Raw genomic sequence first — 24,592 nt, 5'->3', positions numbered from 1 at the left:
GTTTCACGTGAAACATCACCCCCTCACTTGCCGATGCAGAAGGTGCGGAACAGGGCGTCCAACACATCCTCCACATCCACCCGACCCACCACCGCGTCGAGCGCGCGGGCGGCAAGGCGCAGCTCCTCGGCCAGGATCTCCTCGGACGCCCCCTGCCCGCCCCACAGCAGCGCGCGGTCCAGGTGGTCCAGCGCCGCGCGCACGCCGGCCGTCTGCCGGGCGCGCACCAGGAGTGCCGGCTCGCCCCCCGCGAGGCTGGCGGCGCGCTCGCCGATGCGGGCGATCAGCGCGTCGATCCCCTCGCCCGTGGCGGCGGAAACCGCGATGTCCGCCCCGCCCTCCCCCACGCCCCCAAGGTCCGCCTTGGTGCGCACCCGCAACGCGTCCGCAAGATCCTTGGGCGGCGGGGCATCGTCCGGCGAGAGCCACAGCACCAGATCGGCGCTGCCCGCCCGGGCCCGGGCGCGGCGCACCCCTTCCGCCTCCACCGCATCCCCGGTCTCGCGAATGCCGGCCGTGTCCACCAGGGTCACCGCTTGCCCGGCCAAGTCCAGATGCACCTCGATGGCATCACGCGTGGTGCCGGGAATGGGCGAGACGATGGCCGCCTCCCGCCCCGCAAGACGATTGAGAAGCGTCGACTTGCCCGCATTGGGCGGCCCGGCAATGGCCACCACCAGCCCATCCCGCACCCGCTCCCCCCGCCCCGCATCGGCCAGGGCGGCGGCCAGTTCCGCCCGCAGCGCGGCCGCCTCGCGCACGGCTGGGCCGGCCAGATCCTCCGGCACGTCGCCCTCGTCGGTGAAATCGACGCTCGCCTCCACCAGCGCCAGCGCCCGGATGAGCCGACCCCGCCAGCCCTCCACTGCGCGGGAAAGCAGGCCGCCCGCCTGGGCGAGCGCCTGCCGGCGCTGGGCCTCCGTCTCGGCGGCGATGAGGTCGGCGAGGCCCTCGGCCTCCGCCAGATCCATCTTGCCATTGGCATGGGCGCGGCGGGTGAACTCCCCGGCGTCGGCGGGGCGGAACCCGTCGAGCCGCCCGAGGGTTTCCAGAATGCGGGCCACCACCGCCCGTCCGCCATGCAGATGGAATTCCGCCGTGTCCTCCCCGGTGGCGCTGGCGGGGCCGGGAAACACCAGCACCAGCCCCCGGTCCAGCACGCTCCCGTCGGCGGGATCGCGCAGCACGCCATAGCGGGCCATGCGCGGCGGGGGCACGGTTCCCAGCAGCGCCTGAGCGGCGGACAGGGCCGCCGGCCCGCTGACCCGCACCACCGCCACCCCGCTCGGCAAACGACCGCTGGACAGGGCGAAGATGGTGTCCGATGACCGTGACATATGTTCTCCTTCCGGCCGCAGCGCCGGCCAACCCCGGAGCCGACCATGAGCGAAAACCGCCTGGCCGCCGAAACCAGCCCCTATCTTCTCCAACACAAGGACAATCCCGTCCACTGGTGGGCCTGGGGGCCGGAGGCATTCGCCGAAGCCCGGCGCACCGGCAAGCCGGTCCTGCTGTCGGTGGGCTATGCCGCCTGCCACTGGTGCCATGTGATGGCCCATGAGAGCTTCGAGGACGAGGGCGTCGCGGCGGTGATGAACCGCCTGTTCGTGAACATCAAGGTGGATCGGGAAGAGCGCCCGGACGTGGACCAGATCTATATGTCCGCGCTCCACCAGCTCGGCGAACAGGGCGGCTGGCCGCTGACCATGTTCCTGGACGGCGAAGGCGCCCCCTTCTGGGGCGGCACCTATTTCCCCAAGACCGCCAAATATGGCCGACCCGGCTTCACCGATGTGCTCACCCAGGTGGCCCAGGTCTATGCCGAAAGCCCGGACAAGGTGCAGCACAATCGCGACGCCATCCTCGGCCGGCTGGAGGCCTCCGCCCGCCCGAAGGAGGCGGTGACCATCGGCCTGAAGGACCTGGACAAGGCCGCCGGCCAGATCGCGGACCTGTTCGACCGCACCCATGGCGGCCTGCGGGGCGCACCCAAATTCCCCCAGTGCGGGCTCATGGAATTGCTGTGGCGGGCGGGTGATCGCACCGGCACAGAGCGCCTGAAGGCGGTGGCCGCCTTCACCCTCAACCGCATGTGCGAGGGCGGCATCTACGATCATCTGGGCGGCGGCTTTGCCCGCTATGCGGTGGATGAAGCCTGGCTCGTCCCCCATTTCGAGAAGATGCTTTACGACAATGCCCAGCTCCTGGAGCTCCTGGCGCTGGCCTATCAGGAGACCGGAGACCCCCTCTTCCGCGCCCGCGCCACCGAGACGGTGGGTTGGCTGCGCCGGGAAATGACCACGGCGGAAGGCGCCTTCTCCGCCTCCCTGGATGCGGACAGCGAGGGCCACGAGGGCAAGTTCTATGTCTGGACGGCGGACGAGATCCGGCAGGTGCTGGGCGAGGAGGATGCCGATTATTTCGCCGGCTTCTATGACGTGACGCCGGGCGGCAATTGGGAAGGCACCACGATTCTCAACCGCACCCGCGTGGGCGATGTGGAAGCAGAGGACGAGGCGCGCCTTGCCCCCATGCGCGAGAAGCTCCTGGCCGCGCGGGCAAGCCGCGTGCGGCCGGGCCTCGACGACAAGGTTCTGGCCGACTGGAACGGGCTGATGATCGCGGCGCTCGCCCGCGCCGGCGCGCTGCTGGGCGAGGCCGATTGGGTCGCCATGGCCGAGCGCGCCTTCGATGCGGTGTGCCGCCTCATGGGCCGGGCCAATGGCGGGCTGCGGCTCGGCCATTCCTGGCGGGAGGGCAAGCTGGTGGGTCCCGGCCTTGCCACGGACCTTGCCGCCATGGCCCGGGCGGGCATCGCGCTCTATGAGGCCACCGGCCGTTCGGAGCCGCTGGCCACCGCCACGGCCTTGCTGGAGGCGCTGGAGGCGCACCATCTGGACAGCGCGACCGGCACCTATTTCCTCACCGCCGATGATGCGGAGGGGCTCATCCTGCGCCCCTCCTCCAGCCATGACGAGGCGCTGCCCAACCACAATGGGGTGGCCGCCGATGCCCTGGTGCGGCTGGCCGCGCTCACGGGATCGGATGATTTGCGCGAGCGGGCGGACCGCATCCTCATCGCCTTGTCGGGCGCTGCGGCGGCGAACCCGCTCGCCCATGGCGCGCTGCTCAATGCCCTCGACACGCGCCTGCGGCTGATGGAAGTGGTGGCCGTGGGCGAGGCCCGGGATGATTTCGCCCGCGCCGCGCTCGGCCAGCCCTTCCTGGATCGGGTGGTGATGCGCCTGGCGGATGGCGCCGCCGCGCCCGCCAACAGCCTTGCCCGGGCCCAGGCAGAGGCGGCCCCCGCCTCCGGTGCGGCCTTCGTATGCGCGGAGGGCCGCTGCTCCCTCCCCGTGCTGGACCCCGAGGCCCTGCCGGCCGCCATGGCCGCTGCGCGCATCAAAACCGCCCGTCCCAACGGGCGCTGAAAAGCCATAGCCCGCCAGATGGCCAGAAATGGCCGCTGGCGGGTTTTTGCCTTCGGATGAAGAATGGATCGGACCGCCCGCGCTTTTGCCGCTGGCGACCTTCCTATTGAAGCAACTTTTTGGAGAGTTTTGGTTGTACCGCGACTTTTAGATGCGCGATGCCGCCGCCCGCACGGTCTCGACCGTTGCACCCCGCTCGGCCCCCGCCGCGGCCGCCGGCCGCTCGGGACCCACACGCTCAAGCCCGGCTCCGGCCAGGAGGCCGGCGCCTTGCGCGCGCCGGCCCGCCCCGCGCAGAATGTCCAGCGTCACCCGCTCCACCACCGTGGCCCAGCGATACCAGCTCAGCCCCGCGCTGCGCGCCCGCTCCGCCTCCCGGCGGCCGGGCAGTTCCAGCGCCTCGATGCCAGCCGCCAGATCGATGCGGTCGGTGAAGTAGAAACCCGCCTCGCCGAGGATCTCCCGCGCCACCGCCGTGTCGCGCGCCAGCACCGCCATCTGGTGGGACGCCGCTTCCAGCAGCGGCAGGCCGAACCCCTCCGCCACCGAGCCGAACAGCAGCGCATGGCTGCGGTCATAGAAGGCGGCCAACCCGGCATCATCGATGCCGTCCAGCCAGAACAGCTTGCGGCCATACCAGCGGGATTCGCGAATCACGTCCACCGGCTCGTCGCTCATCCAGCCCCGCCGGCCGATCACCACCAGCGGGCGCTCATAGCCGGCATCCCACAGCATCTCGAAGGTGCCCACCGCGTCCCGATGGCCCTTCTTGGGCTCCAGGGTTCCCACCATCAGCCAGGGCTGGGTGGCCGCGAGCTCGGCGGCCAGGCCCTCCAGATGGGCGGGCTTGGCGCCCACGCGCACCGGGGCGGGATCAAAGCCATTATAGGCGATGGACCCTTCGATCCGCTTGCGGTGCCAGGCGGCGAAGGTGCTCACCTCCGCCAGCGTATAGGCGGAGATACAATAATAGTGGCTGACGATGTCGAACGAGCGGGCGAGCCGCTTCGCAAAGTCCCACCGCCAGGGATATTCGTAGAAGGTCGGCAGCGTCACCGGCAGGATGTCATGGACCAGGAACACCACTTCCGCGCCGGCGGCGCGGGCCTGGGCGTAGACCTCCATGTCCATCTCGTGCCAGTAGCCCGGGCAGAACAGCACGTCGCCGGCGCCGGGCACCACGGCTTCCCCCAGCTCCCGCTGCTGCTCGAAGCGCTTGCGGGCATTGGGCACCAGGTCCACGCACCAGGCGGCCACGCGCTGCATCTGCCGCTTGACCGGCTTGGCCGGCACCAGCGCGGCCAGCAGGCCCGCCGCCTCCTTGAGCACGCGCGAGACGTAGCGCAGCGCTTCCAGGAAAATCTTCGCCCGCTTGGGAATGTCCTGCCGGACCGGGACCGCCTGGCTCGGCTCTTCCTTGCGCACGTGGAAGACGCCGTCGGGCGCCATTTCCACGGCGAGAATCTCGACCCCCGAGGCGGCCGCGACCGCACGCCCATGAGTCACATATTGCTGGACGACACGGGGAATGCCGGTGGGGGTAGGGTCGGGCGAGATGTGGGAGCAATCCACGATGATGCGCCGGATGGTCGGCCCGGGCCCGTCACTCACGGCTCGCAGTGGCGACGCATCCATCGATCGCACGTCTCTCTCGATCAATAAGGCCACCCGCCCGCTGCATTCACGCCGGCCCCCCGCCGCCGAATGCCAAGCCGCGCTGCACTGCAACCCTCAGGATGGATTACAGGACACGTCACATGCGGTCAAATGACCCTGCATTAAGAATAAAGAACGCCCCGACGGATCGGCGCGCCCTGAAGGTTCCCCCGCCCCCCGGGGCGGCCTGCCGGACAGAACAAAAAAGCCGGGGCAAGCCCTGATAGGACTTAACCCCGACTTGGTTTGCATCAGGTAAAGACCGCGCTTTCCGTACGGAAAGGCCTCAGGTGTTCATGGAGTCGAAGAAGTCCTGGTTGGTCTTGGTCTGGCGCAGCTTGTCGAGCAGGAACTCGATGGCGTCCACCGTCCCCATGGGATTGAGGATGCGCCGCAGCACATACATCTTCTTGAGCACGTCGGCCGGGACCAGCAGCTCTTCCTTGCGGGTGCCGGAGCGGGTGATGTCGATGGCCGGGAACACGCGCTTGTCGGAGACCTTGCGGTCCAGGATCACTTCGGAGTTACCGGTGCCCTTGAACTCTTCAAAGATCACCTCGTCCATGCGCGAGCCGGTCTCGATGAGCGCGGTCGCGATGATGGTGAGGGAGCCGCCTTCCTCGATGTTGCGGGCCGCGCCGAAGAAGCGCTTGGGCCGCTGGAGGGCATTGGCGTCCACGCCGCCGGTCAGCACCTTGCCGGAGGAGGGCACCACCGTGTTGTAGGCGCGGCCGAGGCGCGTGATGGAATCCAGGAGGATGACCACGTCGCGGCCATGCTCGACGAGGCGCTTGGCCTTCTCGATCACCATCTCGGCCACTTGGACGTGGCGGGAGGCGGGCTCGTCGAAGGTGGAGGAGACCACCTCGCCCTTCACCGAGCGCTGCATGTCCGTGACTTCCTCGGGGCGCTCGTCGATGAGCAGCACGATGAGGAAGCACTCGGGATGGTTGGCGGTGATGGACTTGGCGATGTTCTGCAGCAGCACCGTCTTGCCGGTGCGGGGCGGGGCGACGATGAGGCCGCGCTGACCCTTGCCGATGGGCGAGACGATGTCGATGATCCGCGCCGAAAAGTCCTTCTTGTTGGAATCCTCGAATTCCAGCTTCAGGCGCTCATCGGGATAAAGCGGCGTCAGATTGTCGAAATTGATCTTGTGCCGGGTCTTTTCCGGGTCCTCGAAATTGATCGTGTTCACCTTCAGAAGGGCGAAATAGCGCTCACCTTCCTTGGGGGACCGGATCTGTCCGTTGACCGTGTCGCCGGTGCGCAGGCCGAAGCGGCGGATCTGCGAGGGCGAGACATAGATGTCGTCCGGGCCGGGGAGATAATTGGCATCCGGCGAGCGCAGGAAGCCGAACCCATCCTGGAGCACCTCGACCACGCCTTCGCCGATGATCTCGGTTTCGCTGGCGGCCAATTGCTTGAGGATGGCGAACATGAGCTCCTGCTTGCGCAGGGTGCTGGCGTTCTCCACCTGGTTTTCCTCGGCGAAGGCCAGCAGCTCGACAGGGGTTTTGGACTTGAGATCCTGGAGTTTCACTTCCCGCATAAGGGAAAGCCTCGAAATCTTGAATTGCGCCTGTGGCACCGCGCGGTGCACCTGGCGTGAGGGAAGGGACGGGAGATCGCAGGTCTTCAGGAAGGCCTTATGGCGTGGCCTTGCCTTGCGTACGGTCCAACTCTGTCGGTCCAGGTCTCATGACGCGACCGAAGGACGGATGCACGTTCTCGCCTGCGTTGGGGAAAGCTCTGGTACAATAACGGATGGACCGGGCTCCGCGCAAGCCCTCCGAAAGGCGCACATCTTTTCCTTGCAGCCGCCATTTGACGCAGCCGAGACGCGCACGGGGAAAGTCCCGTCTTTCCCTTTCAAATCAGCAGGTTAGTCCAAATCTGCGCCGCTGCGGACCGCCTCGCCCACCCCGCGACGGGGGAAAGATGCGCCCGGGGACGAGCCCGCCGCCCGGTCAGAACGGCTTCAGCACCACCAAGAGCACAATGCAGATCATCAGGAGGGTCGGCACCTCATTGGCGATTCGGTAGAAGCGGGGCGTGCGCTTCCTCTCATCATTGGCAAATTCCCGTACCCAACGCGCCAGCATGCCGTGGAAGCCCGAGAGGATGAGCACCAAGGTCAGCTTGGCATGCATCCAGCCATCGGTGATCCAGCCGCCGTCCCACAAAAGATAGAGCCCGGCGAGCCAGGTGGCGATCATGGCCGGGTTGCAGATGGCTTTGAGCAGCCGCCGTTCCATGATCTTGAACGTCTCGGACTGCTGCGAGCCCACCGGCGCGTCGCAATGATAGACCATCAGGCGCGGCAGATAGAACATGGCGGCCATCCAGGAGATGACCGCCATGATGTGGAAGGCCTTGATGGACAGATAGAGCATGGCGCGTGTCCCCTCCCCCGCCCCTTGGGGCGGACGGAGCCTCCTCATTCACAGGCTTTGACGGACCTTTTCCACAAGCTTTTCCACATGGGCGACCGGGGTCTCCGGGCGGATGCCGTGGCCCAGGTTGAAGATGTGCCGCGCACCCGCGAAATCCCTGCGGATGTTGAGGATTTCATCCTCCAGCGCGGCCCCGCCGGCGATCATGCGCAGGGGGTCCAGATTGCCTTGGACCGCGACCTTATCCACAAGCCGCGTCCGCACCGCCTTGCGATCGGCGGTCCAGTCGAGCCCCACCGCATTCACGCCCAGCGCCGCCATGGCTTCCAGGCCCTCCAGCGAGGCCCCCTTGGGGAAGGCGATGAAGCGCGCGCCGGGATGATCGGCCCGCACGCCGGCAACGATCTTGCGCAGCGGCTCCACGCACCAGCGCTGGAAGGAGGCCGGGTCCAGCACGCCCGACCATGTGTCGAACACCTGCACGGCATCCGCGCCGGCACTGATCTGGGCGGAGAGATGGGCGATGGAAGCCTCCACCAGCCGATCGATGAGGGCTTGGAACAGGTCCGGCTGGCGCAAGGCGAGCAGGCGCGCCGGCCCCTGGTCGTCGGTGCCTTGCCCGGCCACCATATAGGTCGCCACCGTCCAGGGAGCCCCGCAGAAGCCGATCAGGGCCGTTTCCCGGGGCAGGCGCGCCCGGACCAGCGAAAGGGCCTCGTAGACCGGTCCCACGCGATTGGGGTCGAGCTGGCCGGCCAGCGCCGAAACGCCCGCCGCGTCGGTCACCGGCTCCAGGCGCGGGCCTTCGCCCACCGCGAAGCGCAGCGGCACGCCCAGCGCATGGGGCACAACCAAAATGTCGGAAAAGATGATGGCCGCATCGAAGGCGAAGCGGCGGATGGGCTGCAGCGTCACCTCGGCGGCCAGCGCCGGCGTGTAGCACAGCGTCAGGAAGTCGCCCGCGGTGGCACGCACCTCGCGATATTCCGGCAGGTAGCGCCCCGCCTGGCGCATCATCCAGAGCGGCGGCGGCGTGCGGGGCTCGCCGTCCAGCACCGCCAGGAAGGGCGAAGCGGAGGGGGACGCAGGCTTCCAGGACGCAGGCGTGTGGCTCTCAGTCATCCAACCCCACTTAAGAAAATAAGATTCTTTTTTAAAAGAGAGAGTCTGTTGGGTATTAACGGTTGATTAACTATTCGCGGCGCCGTCGACAACCGCTCCACAGGAAGACACGTTCGCGCACCCCGTTTCGCACCGCCCCCGGACGGCCTCCAAAGCCGGTTAACAAAACACTAACGGGGCAGGTGAGGTGCGGAAATCCCCACTCCTCAACAGGAGGGGTCTCCAGACTGTCCCATGCGGCTGAAATGTGGATGACCATGCCCGCTATCCCGAGAGGGAGCTTGCGCGGGCCTTGGCGTCGTGCCTTCCTGCACCGGCTGTCCACAGGGCCGGGAGGGCCACCGCCGTGGTGAATGCATCCAAGGCTCCCAATCCGAACTATTTCCATCTCCATCTGGTTTCCGACTCCACGGGCGAAACGCTCATCAATGTGGGCCGGGCGGCCTGCGCCCAATATGCGAACGTGCTGCCCATCGAGCACGTCTATCCCCTCGTGCGCACCATGAAGCAGCTGGAGCGGGTGCTGGCGGAGATCGACAGCCATCCCGGCATCGTGCTCTACACGTTGGTGGACAAGGAATTGCGCGACCGCCTGAAGCAGGAATGCGAGACGGTGGGTGTGCCTTATCTGTCGGTACTCGCACCGGTTGTTCAATTGTTCCAGGCCTATCTGGGCGGCGAGCCGCAGCCGCGCGTGGGCGGCCAGCACGCGCTGGACGCCACCTATTTCAAGCGCATCGACGCCTTGAACTTCACCGTCATGCACGATGACGGGCACATGACCGACGATTTGGAGCAGGCGGACGTGGTGCTGCTGGGCGTCTCGCGCACCTCCAAGACCCCCACCTCCATCTATCTGGCCAATCGCGGCATCAAGACCGCCAATATCCCGCTGGTGCCCAAGGTCCCCATTCCGCCCAACCTGGAAAAGCTGAAGAAGCCCCTGGTGGTCGGCCTGGTGGCGAGCCCGGAGCGGATCGTGGAGATCCGCCAGAACCGCCTGCTCGGGCTCAACGCCACCTCGGCCAGCCCCTCTTATGTGGATCGCGAGGCGGTGGCCGAGGAGATCGCCTTTTCCCGTCGCCTGTGCGGGCGCAATGGCTGGCCCATCATCGACGTGAGCCGCCGCTCCATCGAGGAGACGGCGGCCACCATCATCGGCCTCGTCAGCGAGCGCCGCCGGCGGAGCATTGCGGAAACATGAGCCTGTGGCGTGGCGCCGAACCGCTGGCGCTGGCCTCCAAGAGCCTCGCCCGCCGGGCGGTGCTGGAGGCCGCCGGCATTCCCGTTGACCTGATTTCCGTCGCGGTGGACGAGCGGGCGGTGGAATGCGCCGCTCCCGCCGCCGAGGCGGCCCCAGACGACGTGGCGCGCCTGCTGGCGCGCACCAAGGCGCTGGCCGGCAGCGCGCTGGCGCCGGGCCGGCTGGTGCTGGGCGCGGACCAGACCCTGGCGCTCGGCCCCGTCGCCTTCCACAAGGCGCCGGACATGACGGCCGCCCGCCTCCAACTCTCCCGCCTCGCCGGCCGCACCCATGCCCTCCATTCCGCCCTCGCGCTGGTGCGGGACGAGGAGGTGCTGTTCGAGACGGTGGAGACCGCCTGCCTGACCATGCGGCCTTTGTCGGACGAGGCGCTCGACGCCTATCTCGATGCGGCGGGGCCGGCCATCCTGTCCTCGGTGGGCTGCTACCAGCTGGAAGGGCTGGGCGTGCATCTGTTCGAGGCCATCGAAGGCGATCACTTCACCATTCTGGGGCTGCCGCTTTTGCCCCTGCTGGGCTTCCTGCGTTCCGAGGGCCTTCTGCCGTGACCTCTCCCAAGCTGTGCATCATCGGCCAGCCCGTGGCCTATTCCCGCTCGCCCTTGCTCCATGGCTATTGGATGGAAAAGCACGGCCTGGCCGGCAGCTATGGCCGCGAGGAAGTCCCGCTCGACCTGGCGGCGGACTTCTTTGCCGGCTTCATTGAGCGCGGTTACACGGGTGGCAATGTCACCGCCCCCGACAAGGAAGTGGCCTTCCGCTCCGTCGCCCATGCAGACGAGACCGCCCGTGCGCTCGGCGCGGTGAACACGCTCTGGGTGGAAGATGGCCGCCTCATGGGTGGCAATACGGATGTCTATGGCTTCATCGCCAATCTCGACGCCAATGCCCCCGGCTGGCGACAGGCGGACCGGCCGGTGGTGGTGCTGGGGGCGGGCGGGGCTTCGCGCGCCATTCTCTTCGGGCTGTTGAAGGCGGGTGTGGAGCGTATTCATCTGGCCAACCGGACGCTGGAAAAGGCCGAGACGCTGGCGGCATTCTTCGGCCCCAAGGTCACCGCCCTGCCGCTTGCCGACGTGGCGCGGCCCATGGCGGAGGCCGGCGTGCTGGTGAACACCACCTCGCTGGGCATGAAGGGCCATCCGCCGTTGGATCTCGACCTCTCCGTCCTGCCGGACGATGCGGTGGTGACCGATGCGGTCTATGTGCCCTTGGAAACTCCGCTCCTGAAGGCCGCCCGGGCGCGGGGGCTTCGGGTGGTGGATGGCCTGGGCATGCTCCTTCACCAGGGTGTGCCCGGCTTCGAGCGCTGGTTCGGCGTGCGGCCGGAGGTGGACGAGGCCTTGCGCGCCCGCCTGGTGGAAGATTTGCGCGCCAAGGGCCAGTTGGAGGCCTGACATGTGGGTGCTCGGCCTCACCGGCTCCATCGGCATGGGCAAGTCCGCCACCGCCGCCATGTTCCGCGCGCTGGGCGTGCCAGTGCATGATGCCGACGCCACCGTGCACGATCTCTATGCCAAGGAAGCGGTGGCCCCCGTGGAGGCCGTCTTTCCCGGCGTGGTGAAGGACGGACGGGTGGACCGCCCTGCCCTCTCCCAGCGCGTGCTGGGTGATGCCGATGCCATGAAGCGGCTGGAAGCCATCGTCCATCCCCTGGTGCGGGCACGGGAAGAGGCGTTTCTCGCCAAGGCGCGGGCGGCCGGGGCGCGGCTGGTGGTGCTGGACATTCCCCTTCTCCTGGAGACGGGCTCGGCGGGCCGGGTGGATGCGGTGGCCGTGGTCAGCGCGCCCGCAGAGGTGCAGAAGGCCCGCGTGCTGGCGCGCCCCGGCATGAGCGAAGAGCGCTTCGCCTTGATCCTCGCCAAGCAGGTGCCCGACGCGGACAAGCGCCGCCGCGCCCATTTCCTGATCGATACGGGCCGCGGCTTCGAGGCCGCCCGGCATCAGGTGGCCGGCGTGGTGCGGGCCTTGAGCGGTCCGGGGCGACGGGCTTAGAGAGACCAGAATCTCTGCCGAGCAAGGGACGGCGAGCAGACGTGACGCTGCGGCTGTCATGGCCGGGACGAGCCCGGGCATGACAGGCGTCCATGTGGTATGGACGGCTTGGCCCTTAAAGCCACCCTTCAGGAGGTCCCATGCGCGAGATCGTGCTCGACACCGAAACCACCGGCCTTGAAGCCAATAATGGCGACCGGGTGGTGGAGATCGGCTGTGTGGAGATGGTCAACCGCATCCTCACGGGCAATGTCTTCCACGTCTATCTGAACCCCGAGCGGGACATGCCGGTGGAGGCGTTCAACGTCCACGGCCTGTCCAGCGAGTTCCTGTCCGACAAGCCCAAGTTTGCCGAGAAGGCGGACGAGTTCCTCGCCTTCATCGCCGACGACACGCTGGTCATCCACAATGCGGCGTTCGACATCGGCTTCCTGAATGCGGAGTTGGAGCGGGCCGGGCGGCCGGTCATCGCCCGCGACCGGGTGATCGACACCCTGGCGCTCGCCCGCCGCAAGCATCCCGGCGGCCCCAATTCCCTCGATGTGCTGATGAGCCGCTATGGCATCGACAGCTCCAAGCGCGTGAAGCATGGGGCGCTGCTGGACGCGGAATTGCTGGCCGAGGTTTACAGCGAATTGCTGGGTGGCCGGCAGGCCATGCTGGTGGGTCTGGTGGACGAGGAGGACGCGGCCCCCCGCCTTCTGTCCGGCGAGAAGATCATCGCCCGCCAGCGCCCCGTACCCCTGCCCCCGCTTTTGACCGCCGAAGAACGGGCTGCCCATGCGGCCTTCATCGCCGAAATGGGCGAAAAGGCCATCTGGACGACCTATGCCGAACCGGCCGCCGAGGCGCCGCCGGCGGCGTAAGGCCTATTCCTCGACCGGGGCGCGGATGTCCTTGAGGCGCGCGGCAAGGTCGGTGAGGTTTTCAAGCAGATGCTCGCAGGCGGCCACCGCCGCCGAAAGCTGGACGAGGCTCGCCCCGTCGCCGGAAAAGGCACCCGACTGGGTCAGCCGGTCCATCTGGGCATCGAGCGCGGTCACCGTGCCGGCCGCGGTTTCCAATAGGGCATCGATGTCGGTGCCCACTTCCCCCCGCATGCTGGTGGCCAGCCCACGGGCCACCGCGGACAGGGCCGTGGCGGCTGCGGTCAAGGCGGGGCCGGCATCGCGCCCCAGCTCCTGGTCCAGGGGATGGGCGGCGCCGCGCAGCAGCATGATGACCGTATGCCACAGCCGGCGGCCCCCGCGCACCAGGGGCGTCACATCCCGGCTCTGGCTGAAGAAGCCGAATTTTTCCCGCTTCGCCTCTCCCGCCCGCGTGTCGGCGGCGCGCAAGGCGATGCGCACGCGCGTGTTGGTGGCATCCAGGCTGGAGGGATCGAGGGCCCCCTCCACCAGCCCGCGCGCGCCGAGATCGATGAGCTCGGCGCAGCCGTCCAGCACATCCGCCACATGGGGATAAAGATATTCCCGCGCCTTGGAGGGCAGGACCAGCAGGGCACAGGCTAGGCCCACCGCCCCGCCCAGCGAAATCTCAAGGATACGCTCCAGGCCTGAGACCCAGGGGTCCGCGTGGGTGGGATCGGCCAGCATGACCACGCAGACCGTCACCGGCGCGAGCTTATAGCTGGGGCTGCGCGCCGCCAGCAGCGCCGCCAGGAAGGTGCCGATCACCAGGAAGGCCAGCGTCAGCCAGAAGGACGGACCGGCGATGATGGCGAAAAGCACGCCGATGGCACCCCCAGCGATGGTTCCCAAGCACCGATCGATGGCAATGGCCAAGCTCGCCCCGAGGGAGGATTGCACCACCAATATGGCGCTCAGCACCGCCCAATAGCCCTTCGGCAGATCCAGCCAATAGGCCAGGAGATAGGCGGCGAAGGCCGCGACCGTGGCGCGCAGCGCCAGCCGGGCATCGGCGAGGGTGAAGCGGGGGAGGGAGGGGAGGTGCATGGCGGGCCGGTGGAGATCCTGTCAGGGAATGGGTCTACACTGGAAACGGGACCGGCGCGGGCGCGGGCGCCCCGGATGGGGAGAATTTCTCAGATCGGGCCGCAACCGGCTATAGGAGGAAGGCTGATCCGGGCGGGAACCCTCCGGCATCGCCGCACCTTCACCGGGGGCGGGCCGGCTCCCGTCCGGGGACCGGACATGCGGCAGGCGGCGCGCCCAGGGGCGGCCATGGCACAGGCGGGGCTCGGACCGAAGGTGATGATCGTCGTCAGAAGCTACCGCGTGGTCATGGATGCCTTCTGGAGCTTCGTGGCCGATGACGGCTGGGCCATCGCCAGCCACATCGCCCTGTCGGCGCTCATGTCGCTGTTCCCGTTCCTGATCTTCGTCACCTCGCTGGCCGCTTTCCTGGACCTGCGGCCGCTGGCCAACGAGACCATCCAGCTGATCCTGGACACCTGGCCCGAGCAGGTGGCCGAGCCCATCGCGCGCGAAATCTATAATGTGGTCAACCACGTGCGCACCGACCTCCTGACCTTCGGCGTGGCGCTGGCGCTCTATTTCTCCTCCAACGGCATCGAGAGCCTGCGCATCGGCCTCAACCGGGCCTATCAGGTGAGCGAGCGGCGCCCCTGGTACCAGCTGCGCCTGGAGTCCATCGCCTTCGTGGTGATTGGCGCGGCGGGCATGCTGGCCTTGTCCTTCTTCGTGGTGCTTGGTCCCCTGCTCTGGGAAAAGACGGTGCAGCATGTGCCGGCCCTCAAACCGTTCGGCAGCGTGGTCACGCTCATCCGCATCGCCAGCACCAGCGTGATCCTCATCATCGGCCTGGTGGTGGCCCATCTGTGGCTGCCGGCGGGGCGGCGCGGCTTCCTGGATGTGGCGCCTGGCATTCTGCTCACCTTGATCCTGTGGCTGGTGGCGGCCACCGTGTTCGGCATGTATCTGGCCGAATTTGCCGGGAATTACGTGACCACCTATGCGGGCCTTGCCTCGGTGATGGTGGCCCTGGTCTTCCTCTATCTCAGCGCCACCATTTTCATCTTCGGCGGCGAGTTCAACGCCGCCATCGGCCGGGCGCGGGACGCGGCCAGCCAGAGGCGTCTTGCCTCGGTGGCGGACATGCTGGATTGAGCATGGCTCTGTCTCCCGCAAGCCCGCCCGTGCCCAAGCCCGACGGGCGGCAATCCCCCACGGCGCTCGCCCTGCAACGGGGCGTGCTGCGCTATTTCGCGGCGCTGGGGCTGATGGGTCTGCCGGAATTCTCCCTCGCCTCCGGCCGGCGGGCGGACATCGCCGCCCTCGACGGCAAGGGCGAGATCACCATTGTGGAGATCAAGTCGTCGGTGGCGGACTTCCGTGCCGATGCCAAGTGGCCGGAGTATCGGGCCTTCTGCGATCGCCTGCTGTTCGCGGTGAGCGTGGATTTTCCCGTCGAGATCCTGCCGGAGGAGGTGGGCATCCTGGTGGGCGATGCCTTCGGCGCCCATCTCTTGCGCCCGCCGCCGCTCCATAGCCTGCCGGCGGCCACCCGCAAGACCATGCTCATCCGCCTCGCCCGCGCCGCAAGCGCTCGGCTGGCCGCGCTGCACGACCCCGACCTGCGGCCTTATGCGGATTTGTGAACGGGGCCAGTGGACAGAGGGTGACGGCTAAGCCAGGCACGGGGCGCGTTGGGCCCTCGCCCACGCTTTCCCGCTGACCCCCTCCCCAACCCTCCCCCGCAAGCGGGAGAGGGAGTGTGGCCGGCGAGCGGCGCGTGTCTTTCAGATATGACGGACGTCATCGCCCTGGCGCAACGAACCCCCTCTCCCGCGAAGCGGGGGAGGGTTGGGGAGGGGGGCGGACCGGGAGTACCGGAATGGACGAGGGGCGAAGAACGCGCCTGCACCCTCCTCATGGCCGGGCTTCCATCACCCGCAAATCCTGAAACCCGCCCCCTTGGTCCTGTCCTTTGGCCCCTGCCCCGTGGATGGCCGGGACAAGCCCGGCCATGACGAATGAAGAGGGCCGGGAAACCGACTCAGCGCGGCGCGCGCTTGGCGAGGATGCGCTGGAGCGTGCGGCGGTGCATGGAGAGGCGGCGGGCCGTCTCGGAGACGTTGCGACCGCACAATTCATAGACGCGCTGGATGTGCTCCCACCGCACCCGGTCCGCCGACATGGGGTTTTCCGGCGGCGAGGGCTTGTGGTCGGCGTTCGCCATGAGGGCGGCCACCACATCGTCCGCGTCGGCGGGCTTGGCCAGATAATCCACGGCGCCGAGTTTCACCGCCGTCACCGCCGTGGCGATGTTGCCATAGCCGGTCAGCACGATGGCGCGGGCCTCGGGCTTGGCCTTCTGCAGGGCGGAAATGACATCGAGCCCGCTGCCGTCGCCGAGGCGCATGTCCACCACCGCATAAGCGGGAGCGGCGGCTTCCACCTTGGCGAGGCCATCGGCCACGCTCTCGGCCGTGCTGACGGCGAAGCCGCGCGTTTCCATGGCGCGGGCCAGGCGCTGGAGGAAGGATCGGTCGTCATCGACAATGAGGACGGATGGGTCTCCCTCTGGAGCCATCTGGACGGGTTCGGTCATGGTCAAATTCCTTCGGACTCGGCTTTCTTTGCAGTGTCCTGTCAGCGGAAACCATGCGCCGGATCAAAGGTTCATGGCCGATTGGACACTGGCCGCTCCTGGAGTGCGGAGCAGCCGCCGCGCCGTCGGGGGCACGGCACCTACGCGAAGCCTTAAACGTTCCTCCGGGGGGAGCATGGCCCATTGGCGTCGATTTGTCGCGTGCCGTCGCGTCAAAAGCGGCGTTTTCCCGTCGCAAATGCTGGGAAGCGCGAGCTAAGCCATTCCGAACGCATATGTTCCGTCCTGCCGGGACAAGGCGCCCTCAGCTGTCGACGGTCACCGCGTTGCGCATCCAGGAAATGCGCACCTGGGCGCCATGGGCGGGGGCCGGGCGGTTTTCCACCCACAGGCTCGCGCCGGTGCGCTCCAGCAAGGTCTTGGCGATGAAGAAGCCGAGGCCCAGGCCACTTTCCTCGTCCGCATCCTGGCGGTCGCGGGCGCGGCTGGTCACATAAGGCTGGCCGATGCGGTCGGACACTTCCGGCGCGAAGCCCGGCCCGTCGTCGGAGACGGTGATCTCCATGCGCGTGGTGGTCCAGCGGGCCACCAGCTCGACGCGGCTCTCGGCGAAGTCCACGGCATTCTCCACCAGATTGCCGAGGCCATAGATCAGGCCGGGATTGCGGTCCATGACCGGCTCGTCGGTGCGGTCCGCCGGCAGGTCGACGGTGATGGTGATGCCGAAATCCCGATGGGGGCCAACCACTTCCTCCAGGAGCAGCGAGAGGGGCATGCGGTCGAAGGGGGCGTCCCCCGAGCCCAGCGAGGTGAGCTTCTGGAGAATGTCCCGGCAGCGGCGCACCTGGTCGCGCAGGAGGACGATGTCCTCCGCATGGGGGTCCTCCGGCGTGCAGGAGCGCTCCATCTCCTTCACCACCAGGGCGATGGTGGCCAGCGGCGTGCCCAGTTCATGGGCGGCGGCGGCGGCAAGGCCGTCCAGCTGGGAGAGGTGCTGCTCGCGGGCCAGCACCAGCTCGGTGGCGGCCAACGCATCGGCCAGTTCCCGCGCCTCCTCCGCCACCCGCCACGAGTGCAGGCCGATGAAGCCGATGGCTACGGAGAGCGCCACCCAGGTGCCGGCCAGGAACAGGTTCGGCAATTCCGGCTCGCTCGGCCCCATCCAGGGCAAGGGCTGATGCCACAGGCCCACAATGCCGGCGCAGAACACCGCAAACAGGCCGAGCAGCACCGTGGTGGTCCAGGACAGGGCGGTCGCGGAGATCATCACCGGCGCCAGGAACAGCAGCGCGAAAGGATTGTTCAACCCTCCGGTGAGAAAAAGGAGGGCGGTCAACTGCAGGACGTCATAGGCAAGCAATGGCCCGGCGGCCACGTCGGACAGCCGGCGCGCCACCGGAAAACGCACCCGCAACAAGATATTGAGCACGGCGGACAGGCCGACCACCGCAAGGCAGGGGGCAAGCGGCAGGGGGAAGCCCAGCAGCAGATAGACCACCAGGATGGACAGGGTCTGTCCGGCCACCGCCAGCCAGCGCAGGCGGATGAGGGTGTCCAGTCGAAGACCCAGTGATCTTCCGTGAGGGAAGCTTGCAAATGCCGATGCCATGGCGGGTCGAGGCCGTCTCGTTCAGTGGTTGGTGAGTTTCGGGAAAGCAATCTTGTGCATCATGGGCCGTCACGTCTCATGGATCTTTGGTGGAGATTGACGGTTTGACACTTTGACGACACCTTCAACGGAACGACAATCGAGGAACGACCATGGCGATCGGTGAGTTCAGCGGCCCGGCCCGGCTGCCCGGAAGCGGCAGCGCCGCGCTCTCGTCACCCTTGTATTGGATGTACGAGATGACGCACGCCGCGCTCAATCCATCGCGGGCGCTGGCGGATGCCAGCCGGCTCATCTTTGAGAACCCCCTCAATCCCGCCGCCCACACCACCATGGGCAAGTCCATGGCGGCGGCCATCGAGCTGTTCGAGCGCACCACGCGACGCTACGCCAAGCCCGACTGGCGCCTCACCCATACCGTGGTGGGCGGGGAGCGGATACCCGTCCACGTCAATACCGTATGGTCCCGGCCATTTTGTCGCCTGCTGCACTTCGAGCGCGCCTTTTCCCAGCCGCCGCGCCGTCCGCAGCCCCGCCTGGTGGTGGTGGCGCCCATGTCCGGCCACCACGCCACGCTGCTGCGCGGCACCGTGGAAGCCTTCCTGCCCACCCATGATGTCTATGTCACCGACTGGATCGACGCCAAGCTGGTGCCGCTGGCGGAGGGCCATTTCACCCTGTCCGACTATGTGGACTATCTGATCTCCATCTTCCACCGCATGGGCGGGGATTGCCATGTGCTCGCGGTCTGCCAGCCGGCGGTCCCCGTGCTCATGGCCATTGCCCGCATGGAAGAGGAGGGCGATCCGCTGGTGCCCAAGTCCATGGTGCTCATGGGCGGCCCCATCGACACCCGTCAGGCGCCCACGGGGGTCAACCGGCTCGCCGAGAGCAAGGGCATCGACTTCTTCCGCCGCAATGTCATCACCACCGTGCCGTGGCCCCATCCGGGCGCCATGCGGCAGGTCTATCCGGGCTTCCTGCAGCTCAACGGCTTCATGAGCATGAACCTGGATCGCCACCTCCAGGCCCATTACGACCTGTTCCGCCACCTCATCCAGGGCGACGGGGATTCCGCCGAGAAGCACCGCGAGTTCTATGACGAGTATCTGGCGGTGATGGACCTGTCCGCCGAATTCTACCTGGAGACGGTGGAACAGGTGTTCATCCGCCACGCCCTGCCCAAGGGCGAGATGTACCACCACAATGCCCGCGTGCGGCCGGAGACCATCCGCAACGTGGCGCTGATGACGGTGGAAGGCGAGAAGGACGACATTTCCGGCGTCGGCCAGACCTTCGCCGCCCACGGCATGTCCCCGCTGATCCCCGACGAGAAGCGCGCCCATTGGGTGCAGCCGGGGGTGGGTCATTACGGCGTGTTCAACGGCTCGCGCTTCCGGGCGGAGATCGCGCCCCGCATCTCCGACTTCATCCTGTCGAACAACTGGCCGCGCAATCGCGACAATGTGGTGACCCCCCTGTTCGGCGAGCGCGCGGCACCCGGCGCCGAATGAAAGCGGCCCGCCCAAAACGGCGGGCTTCTTTCACAGTCTTTCGCTGGTCTTCGTGCGAACGCAGACCGGGCCAGAAAAGCTTTGACCGATCCCCAGCCCGATACCGGAGAGGGCTAGCGCAGGCCGGCGAATTCGCCCACATTTTCTGAAATGGAAATCGAGACGCTCCCGGCACGGGGGCGTGCAGGGTGGGGAATGCTGTTTCGGCGGCGCGACAGGCATCCACCCCCGCTTCCTGGTGGGGAATGGATCGAACTGCGGGTGGACGACGAGGTGGTGAAGGTGGCGGTGCGTCGCCATCCCTCCGCCCGGCGCCTGACGCTGCGCGTGCGAACGGCCACCCGTGATGTGGCCCTGACCGCCCCGCCCCATGTCTCCTTCGCCACCGCCAGCGATTTCGTCGCCCGCCATGTGGATTGGGTGCGCGCCCGCCTGGTGCGCCTGCCGGAAACGGTGCCCTTCGCGCCGGGCGAGACCATCCCGCTGCGCGGGGTGCCCCATCTCATTGTCCACCGGCCCGCCGCCCGCGGCACCTGCTGGGAGGAGGAGGGGCCGGACGGCACGCGGCTTCTGTGCGTGGCGGGAGACGAGCCCCATGTGTCACGCCGTGTTCTCGATTATTTGAAGCGCCTGGCCCGGGCCGAGCTGAAGGCGGCGGTGGCCCGCCATGCCGGGTCCCTGAAGGTGACGGTGGGGCCCATCACGCTGCGCGACACGTCGAGCCGCTGGGGCTCGTGCTCGGCGGACGGGAAGCTGTCCTTCTCCTGGCGGCTGATCCTGGCGCCGCCCTTCGTGCTCGATTATCTGGCCGCCCACGAGGTGGCCCATCGGCTGGAGATGAACCACGGCCCCCATTTCTGGCGGCATGTGGAGCGCATCTCTCCCGACCGGCGGACGGCGGAAGCCTGGCTGCGGGCCAATGGCGCCGGCCTCCATCGCTTCGGCGCCGCCGGCTGAACGGCTCTCCGCCCGGTGCGGAGAGCCTGTCCCGACGCTCAGCGGGTGAGATAAAGGCCCACCAGCCCTGCAATGCCCACGCCGATGCGCCACCAGCCGAACGGCGCATAGCCGTGGCGGCTGACGAACTCCAACAGGCTGCGCACCACCAGGAGCGCCGAGCAGAAGGCCGCCACGAAGCCGATGGCGATGAGCACGCCGTCGTCCAGCGTCAGCGCGCCGCGGTTCTTGTAGAGGTCATAGACGAAGGCGCCCAGCATGGTGGGCAAGGCGAGGAAGAAGGAGAATTCCGCCGCCGCCTTCTTGTCGACCCCCATGAGCATGGCGCCGACTATGGTGGAGCCCGACCGCGACATGCCGGGAATGAGGGCGAGGCACTGGCAGAAGCCGATCTTGAGCGCCAGCAGGGGCGGCAGGCCCATGGCATTGTTGTACTTGGGCTTGGGCGCCACCTTGTCGATGACCAGCAGCACCACGCCGCCGAAGATCAGCGTGCCGCAGATGAGCATGGGCGATTCGAACAGCACCTGCTTGATGAAGCCGTGCAGTGCCGCGCCGATCACCGCCGCCGGCAGGAAGGCCAGCAGCACGCCGATGACGAAGCGCCGGGCGCCGGCGCTGGAGGGCAGCATGAAGGCCACGCGGGTGAAGCGCTGGAAATAGACCACCAGGATGGCGAGGACGGCGCCGAGCTGGATCAGCACCTCGAAGGTCTTGCCATTGCTCTCGAAGCCGAGGAAGTGGCCGACCAGGAGCATATGGGCGGTGGAAGAGACCGGGATGAATTCCGTCAGGCCTTCAATGAGACCGAGGAACAGCGCCTCGATCATGGTGCCGAGCGTCATGTGACAGCGTCCAGAAAGGTGAGAGCCGGCCGACCGGCCAGGGTGCCGGCGCATCCTGCGGCGTCGGCGGTGCGGGCGCAATCGGGCGCCGCTTCACCCTCCCCAGGGTCATGTGGATCAATGGTTCACCATGTGGCGGGCTGGCCACAGCCGGCGGCCCTTTGTGTCTTGCGGCAGTGCGAGAACATCTCTAGACCGGGGGACAGCGATCGGAACCGATCATCGTCCGCAAGGCGCGATTCGTGGGATCGCCGCTTCGAGGGGAGAACGGCCGCCTTCCTTTGGGGCATGCGTTTCCGGCATTCCGCTCCAGGGCCCGCCCCCGGCAACAGGCATCAGGTCCGCACCTTCCCTCATGGAACTTTACCACCACCCCTTCTGCCCCCATTCCCGCTTCGTGCGGCTGGTGCTCGCCGAATACGGCATCGAGCCGGTCCTGGTGGAGGAGCGGACGTGGGAGCGGCGCGCGGACTTCCTGGCCCTCAATCCGGCCGGCGAGACCCCGGTCCTGGTGGAGCAGCAGGCCCCTTCCGTGCCCGGCGCCTCCATCATCGCCGAATATATGGACGAGACGCGGGGCCTGGCGCTGGCCGACCGGCGCCTCCTGCCCGAGGACCCGCTCTCGCGCGTCGAGGTGCGCCGGCTGGTGGCCTGGTTCAACGAGAAGATGTTCCTGGAATCCACCGAGCATCTGGTTCGCGAGCGCATCTATAAGCGCTACATGAAGGCCGACCAGGGCGGTGGCCCGCCCGATGCCACCGCCTTGCGCGCGGCGCGCTCCAATATCCGCTATCATCTGAAATATATCGGATGGCTGGCGCGGGCGCGGAACTGGCTCGGCGGATCGCGCCTCAGCCACGCCGACCTTGCCGCCGCCGCCCATCTTTCGGTGGCCGACTATCTGGGCGATGTGCCGTGGGAAGAGGACGAGGACGCCAAGGCCTGGTATGCGCGGATGAAGTCGCGGCCGACCTTCCGCGGCCTGCTGGCGGATTCCATGCCGGGCATGCCGCCGTCCAAGACCTATACGGACCTGGACTTCTGAGCCCGTCTTCCCCCTCAGACGCCGCTGCTTTCACGCCCCTTGCCGCCCTAAAGGATCGCCTGCGCCAGGACGCCCAGGCGGAAGGCTTCGATGCGTTCGGCGTCGCCGATCCCGACGCCATCGGCCCCGCCGGCGCGCGCCTGCGCCAATGGGTGGCGGAAGGCCGGCAGGGCGACATGGGATGGATGGCCGACACTTTGGACCGCCGCGTCCATGCCCGCGCCATGTGGCCGGAGGCCTGCCGGGTGGTGATGCTCGGCCTCAATTACGGGCCGGACGAGGACCCCCGCGCTGTGCTTGCCGCCCGCAGCCGGGGCGCCATCTCCGTCTATGCCCGGGCGGAAGATTATCACGACCTCATCAAGGCCAAGCTGAAGCGGCTCGCCCGCGCGCTCATGGCCACCGCCGCGCGGGAGGGGATGGAAGGCGACGTGAAAGTGTTCGTGGACACCGCCCCGCTGATGGAAAAGCCCCTCGCCATGGCCGCCGGGCTGGGCTGGCAGGGCAAGCACACCAATCTGGTGTCCCGCGAGCGCGGCTCCTGGCTGTTCCTGGGCGCCATCGCCACCACCCTGAATTTGCCCGCCGACGCCCCCGCCCGCGACCATTGCGGCGCCTGCCGGGCCTGTCTCGATGCCTGCCCCACGGCGGCTTTCCCGGCGCCGTATCAGATCGATGCCCGGCGCTGCGTCTCCTATCTGACCATCGAGCACAAGGGGCCGATCCCGCGCGACTTGCGCCCGCTCATGGGCAACCGCATCTATGGCTGCGACGATTGCCTGGCCGCCTGCCCCTGGAACAAGTTCGCGCAAGCGGGCCGGGAGGCGAAGCTTTCCGCCCGCGACGAGAACCGGGCGCCCGATCTTGCCGGGCTCGCCGCCCTCGACGAAGAGGGCTTCCGCGCCCGCTTCGCCCGCAGCCCCATCAAGCGCACGGGCCGCACGCGCATGCTGCGCAACATCCTCATCGCGATCGGTAATTCCGGTGATCCCGCGCTGGCGGAGGCCGCCGTGCCCCATCTGTCCCATGCCGATCCCCTGGTGCGGGGTGCCGCGGTCTGGGCGCTCTCCCGTCTCACGGACGCGCCCGCCTTCGCCCGGCTTGCTGCGCAGCATGGTTGCAGCGAGGAAGATGCTGCAGTGCAGCAGGAGTGGCAGCTCGGCGCCGCGCAGGCTCAATCCTGACACCCGCTGCGCGTTTGGAACCGGTCTTATCCAGCGATCGCCTCTCACGCGCCGCGCCAGAACGCGCTATCCCCTTGCTCGGTGTGAGCTGGCGCGGCGCGCGTGGATCTGCGCGAGGCAAAACGCCGTAGAGCGTCAGGGAGAAAGCATGACGACGGTCCTTGCCATCGGAATGGGCTATTGCGCCCGCCACCTCGCGCAGGCGGGCGGTGGCGGCATCTCGCGCATCATCGGCACCAGCCGGACAGGGCAGGGGGCGGCGCACCTGCCCGCCCTGTCGCGGCCGGGGCTCGACGTGAAGGGGCTCGTCTTCGACGGCATCCACCCGAGCCTGGATCTGCTCGCCGCCATCGAGGCCGCCAATGTGCTGCTGCTCTCCGCGCCTCCCGGCGAGGCCGGTGACCCGGTGCTGGCCACCTTGCTGCAGGCGCTGGAGGATGCCCCCCGCCTGAAGCAGGTCATCTATCTCACCACGCTCGGCGTCTATGGCGACCACAAGGGCGGCTGGGTGGACGAGGGCACGCCCCCCGCCTCGGGCGTCGCCCGCCTCCAGCGGCGGCTGGATGCGGAGGCCCAATGGCAGGCGTTCGGGGAATTGAAGGGCGTGCCGGTGTCGGTGCTGCGCCTCGCCGGCATCTATGGTCCCGGCCGCAATGCCCTGGCGCAGCTGGCGGCCGGGGAGGCGCGGCCCATCCATAAGGACGGCCAGGTGTTCAACCGCATCCATGTGGAGGACATCACGGCCACCATCCTTGCGGCCCTCGACCGGCGCTTCGACGGCATCGTGAATGTGACGGACGATCTGCCGGCCTCGCCCGCCGAGCCCATCCTGGAGGCCGCCCGGCTGCTCGGCCGTCCGGCCCCTCGCGTCATCCCGTTCGAGGAGGCGGCCGCCAGCATGAGCCCGATGGCCTTGAGCTTCTGGGCCAGCAGCAAGCGGGTGCGCAACGCCCGGCTGAAGACCGAGCTGGGCGTGCGCCTCGCCCACCCCACCTTCCGGGAAGGCCTCGCGGCCCTGTATCGGGAGGGTGAGGGTCGTTAA

At 67.9% G+C, this 24,592-nt stretch carries 22 protein-coding genes; 13 read left to right on the top strand and 9 right to left on the bottom strand.

The features are described from left to right. Positions 1-23 precede the first annotated feature (23 nt). Positions 24-1,337 carry a tRNA uridine-5-carboxymethylaminomethyl(34) synthesis GTPase MnmE gene (gene mnmE / locus ACT54L_RS09450; protein ID WP_476085329.1) on the bottom strand — a complete coding sequence of 438 codons (1,314 nt, stop codon included), beginning with the start codon at positions 1,335-1,337 and terminating at the stop codon, positions 24-26. 45 nt (positions 1,338-1,382) lie between these two features. Between mnmE and ACT54L_RS09445 the strand changes: the two genes are divergently transcribed. Next, the gene (locus tag ACT54L_RS09445; protein ID WP_476085328.1) at positions 1,383-3,431 is read left to right on the top strand and encodes a thioredoxin domain-containing protein; all 2,049 of its coding nucleotides are present in this window, start codon (positions 1,383-1,385) and stop codon (positions 3,429-3,431) included. A gap of 147 nt (positions 3,432-3,578) precedes the next feature. Here ACT54L_RS09445 and ACT54L_RS09440 read toward each other — a convergent pair whose 3' ends face one another. From ACT54L_RS09440 to hemE, 4 genes are all read right to left on the bottom strand, one after another. After that, positions 3,579-5,042, bottom strand: coding sequence for a glycosyltransferase family 4 protein (locus ACT54L_RS09440; protein ID WP_476085327.1), 1,464 nt, complete (start codon positions 5,040-5,042; stop codon positions 3,579-3,581). 331 nt (positions 5,043-5,373) lie between these two features. Further along, positions 5,374-6,639, bottom strand: a complete 1,266-nt coding sequence (gene rho / locus ACT54L_RS09435) for a transcription termination factor Rho (protein ID WP_209104350.1) — start codon at positions 6,637-6,639, stop codon at positions 5,374-5,376. A gap of 418 nt (positions 6,640-7,057) precedes the next feature. After that, a complete protein-coding gene (hemJ, locus tag ACT54L_RS09430; protein ID WP_476085326.1) occupies positions 7,058-7,483 on the bottom strand; it encodes a protoporphyrinogen oxidase HemJ in 426 nt (141 codons plus the stop codon). 48 nt (positions 7,484-7,531) lie between these two features. Beyond that, a complete protein-coding gene (hemE, locus tag ACT54L_RS09425) occupies positions 7,532-8,605 on the bottom strand; it encodes a uroporphyrinogen decarboxylase (protein ID WP_476085325.1) in 1,074 nt (357 codons plus the stop codon). A gap of 349 nt (positions 8,606-8,954) precedes the next feature. Between hemE and ACT54L_RS09420 the strand changes: the two genes are divergently transcribed. From ACT54L_RS09420 to dnaQ, 5 genes are all read left to right on the top strand, one after another. After that, positions 8,955-9,809, top strand: coding sequence for a pyruvate, water dikinase regulatory protein (locus ACT54L_RS09420; protein ID WP_476085762.1), 855 nt, complete (start codon positions 8,955-8,957; stop codon positions 9,807-9,809). Next, positions 9,806-10,417, top strand: coding sequence for a Maf family protein (locus ACT54L_RS09415; RefSeq protein WP_476085324.1), 612 nt, complete (start codon positions 9,806-9,808; stop codon positions 10,415-10,417). Before ACT54L_RS09420 ends, ACT54L_RS09415 begins: the two co-directional genes overlap by 4 nt. Further along, positions 10,414-11,265, top strand: a complete 852-nt coding sequence (locus ACT54L_RS09410; RefSeq protein ID WP_476085323.1) for a shikimate dehydrogenase — start codon at positions 10,414-10,416, stop codon at positions 11,263-11,265. The genes ACT54L_RS09415 and ACT54L_RS09410 overlap by 4 nt, the downstream gene beginning before the upstream one ends. 1 nt (position 11,266) lies before the next feature. Next, positions 11,267-11,863, top strand: coding sequence for a dephospho-CoA kinase (gene coaE / locus ACT54L_RS09405; protein ID WP_476085322.1), 597 nt, complete (start codon positions 11,267-11,269; stop codon positions 11,861-11,863). Positions 11,864-12,003: 140 nt separating this feature from the next. Beyond that, positions 12,004-12,729, top strand: a complete 726-nt coding sequence (gene dnaQ, locus ACT54L_RS09400) for a DNA polymerase III subunit epsilon (RefSeq protein ID WP_476085321.1) — start codon at positions 12,004-12,006, stop codon at positions 12,727-12,729. A gap of 3 nt (positions 12,730-12,732) precedes the next feature. Here the strand turns inward: dnaQ and ACT54L_RS09395 are convergent, their stop codons facing one another. Continuing rightward, positions 12,733-13,818 carry an FUSC family protein gene (locus ACT54L_RS09395; protein ID WP_476085320.1) on the bottom strand — a complete coding sequence of 362 codons (1,086 nt, stop codon included), beginning with the start codon at positions 13,816-13,818 and terminating at the stop codon, positions 12,733-12,735. 258 nt (positions 13,819-14,076) lie between these two features. Between ACT54L_RS09395 and ACT54L_RS09390 the strand changes: the two genes are divergently transcribed. Both ACT54L_RS09390 and ACT54L_RS09385 read left to right on the top strand, forming a co-directional pair. Next, on the top strand, positions 14,077-14,952 hold the full coding sequence (locus ACT54L_RS09390) for a YihY/virulence factor BrkB family protein (protein WP_476085319.1): 876 nt from the start codon (positions 14,077-14,079) through the stop codon (positions 14,950-14,952). 2 nt (positions 14,953-14,954) lie between these two features. Continuing rightward, on the top strand, positions 14,955-15,443 hold the full coding sequence (locus ACT54L_RS09385) for an MmcB family DNA repair protein (protein WP_476085318.1): 489 nt from the start codon (positions 14,955-14,957) through the stop codon (positions 15,441-15,443). A 398-nt stretch (positions 15,444-15,841) separates the two neighbouring features. Here ACT54L_RS09385 and ACT54L_RS09380 read toward each other — a convergent pair whose 3' ends face one another. Further along, the gene (locus tag ACT54L_RS09380; protein WP_209104360.1) at positions 15,842-16,396 is read right to left on the bottom strand and encodes an ActR/PrrA/RegA family redox response regulator transcription factor; all 555 of its coding nucleotides are present in this window, start codon (positions 16,394-16,396) and stop codon (positions 15,842-15,844) included. Between the two features lie 304 nt (positions 16,397-16,700). Further along, positions 16,701-18,005, bottom strand: coding sequence for an ActS/PrrB/RegB family redox-sensitive histidine kinase (locus tag ACT54L_RS09375; RefSeq protein ID WP_476085317.1), 1,305 nt, complete (start codon positions 18,003-18,005; stop codon positions 16,701-16,703). 152 nt (positions 18,006-18,157) lie between these two features. Here ACT54L_RS09375 and ACT54L_RS09370 point away from each other — a divergent pair, with 152 nt between their 5' ends. Together ACT54L_RS09370 and ACT54L_RS09365 are read left to right on the top strand one after the other, a co-directional pair. After that, the gene (locus ACT54L_RS09370) at positions 18,158-19,519 is read left to right on the top strand and encodes a polyhydroxyalkanoate depolymerase (RefSeq protein ID WP_476085316.1); all 1,362 of its coding nucleotides are present in this window, start codon (positions 18,158-18,160) and stop codon (positions 19,517-19,519) included. 195 nt (positions 19,520-19,714) lie between these two features. Further along, a complete protein-coding gene (locus ACT54L_RS09365; protein ID WP_476085315.1) occupies positions 19,715-20,476 on the top strand; it encodes a M48 family metallopeptidase in 762 nt (253 codons plus the stop codon). Between the two features lie 38 nt (positions 20,477-20,514). On the opposite strand, the gene ACT54L_RS09360 is transcribed toward ACT54L_RS09365, so the two are convergent. Further along, positions 20,515-21,321, bottom strand: a complete 807-nt coding sequence (locus ACT54L_RS09360; RefSeq protein WP_476085314.1) for an undecaprenyl-diphosphate phosphatase — start codon at positions 21,319-21,321, stop codon at positions 20,515-20,517. Positions 21,322-21,676: 355 nt separating this feature from the next. On the opposite strand from ACT54L_RS09360, the gene ACT54L_RS09355 reads away from it, so the two are divergent. From ACT54L_RS09355 to ACT54L_RS09345, 3 genes are all read left to right on the top strand, one after another. Next, positions 21,677-22,366 carry a glutathione S-transferase family protein gene (locus tag ACT54L_RS09355; protein ID WP_476085313.1) on the top strand — a complete coding sequence of 230 codons (690 nt, stop codon included), beginning with the start codon at positions 21,677-21,679 and terminating at the stop codon, positions 22,364-22,366. Further along, positions 22,363-23,550: a tRNA epoxyqueuosine(34) reductase QueG gene (gene queG, locus ACT54L_RS09350; protein ID WP_476085761.1), complete on the top strand. Its 1,188-nt coding sequence runs from the start codon at positions 22,363-22,365 to the stop codon at positions 23,548-23,550. The genes ACT54L_RS09355 and queG overlap by 4 nt, the downstream gene beginning before the upstream one ends. Before the next feature lie 148 nt (positions 23,551-23,698). Next, a complete protein-coding gene (locus ACT54L_RS09345; RefSeq protein WP_476085312.1) occupies positions 23,699-24,592 on the top strand; it encodes an NAD-dependent epimerase/dehydratase family protein in 894 nt (297 codons plus the stop codon).

The sequence above is a fragment of the Aquabacter sp. DMC10 genome, assembly GCF_056314145.1.
This window is presented reverse-complemented; position numbering and strand designations above follow the sequence as displayed.

Bases quoted from the DNA above. Each gene is read 5' to 3' on its own strand.
- mnmE (WP_476085329.1), bottom strand. From the start codon at position 1,337: ATGTCACGGTCATCGGACACCATCTTCGCCCTGTCCAGCGGTCGTTTG.
- ACT54L_RS09445 (WP_476085328.1), top strand. From the start codon at position 1,383: ATGAGCGAAAACCGCCTGGCCGCCGAAACCAGCCCCTATCTTCTCCAA.
- rho (WP_209104350.1), bottom strand. From the start codon at position 6,639: ATGCGGGAAGTGAAACTCCAGGATCTCAAGTCCAAAACCCCTGTCGAG.
- hemJ (WP_476085326.1), bottom strand. From the start codon at position 7,483: ATGCTCTATCTGTCCATCAAGGCCTTCCACATCATGGCGGTCATCTCC.
- hemE (WP_476085325.1), bottom strand. From the start codon at position 8,605: ATGACTGAGAGCCACACGCCTGCGTCCTGGAAGCCTGCGTCCCCCTCC.
- ACT54L_RS09415 (WP_476085324.1), top strand. From the start codon at position 9,806: ATGAGCCTGTGGCGTGGCGCCGAACCGCTGGCGCTGGCCTCCAAGAGC.
- coaE (WP_476085322.1), top strand. From the start codon at position 11,267: ATGTGGGTGCTCGGCCTCACCGGCTCCATCGGCATGGGCAAGTCCGCC.
- dnaQ (WP_476085321.1), top strand. From the start codon at position 12,004: ATGCGCGAGATCGTGCTCGACACCGAAACCACCGGCCTTGAAGCCAAT.
- ACT54L_RS09395 (WP_476085320.1), bottom strand. From the start codon at position 13,818: ATGCACCTCCCCTCCCTCCCCCGCTTCACCCTCGCCGATGCCCGGCTG.
- ACT54L_RS09390 (WP_476085319.1), top strand. From the start codon at position 14,077: ATGATCGTCGTCAGAAGCTACCGCGTGGTCATGGATGCCTTCTGGAGC.
- ACT54L_RS09385 (WP_476085318.1), top strand. From the start codon at position 14,955: ATGGCTCTGTCTCCCGCAAGCCCGCCCGTGCCCAAGCCCGACGGGCGG.
- ACT54L_RS09380 (WP_209104360.1), bottom strand. From the start codon at position 16,396: ATGACCGAACCCGTCCAGATGGCTCCAGAGGGAGACCCATCCGTCCTC.
- ACT54L_RS09375 (WP_476085317.1), bottom strand. From the start codon at position 18,005: ATGGCATCGGCATTTGCAAGCTTCCCTCACGGAAGATCACTGGGTCTT.
- ACT54L_RS09370 (WP_476085316.1), top strand. From the start codon at position 18,158: ATGGCGATCGGTGAGTTCAGCGGCCCGGCCCGGCTGCCCGGAAGCGGC.
- ACT54L_RS09365 (WP_476085315.1), top strand. From the start codon at position 19,715: ATGCTGTTTCGGCGGCGCGACAGGCATCCACCCCCGCTTCCTGGTGGG.
- ACT54L_RS09360 (WP_476085314.1), bottom strand. From the start codon at position 21,321: ATGACGCTCGGCACCATGATCGAGGCGCTGTTCCTCGGTCTCATTGAA.
- ACT54L_RS09355 (WP_476085313.1), top strand. From the start codon at position 21,677: ATGGAACTTTACCACCACCCCTTCTGCCCCCATTCCCGCTTCGTGCGG.
- ACT54L_RS09345 (WP_476085312.1), top strand. From the start codon at position 23,699: ATGACGACGGTCCTTGCCATCGGAATGGGCTATTGCGCCCGCCACCTC.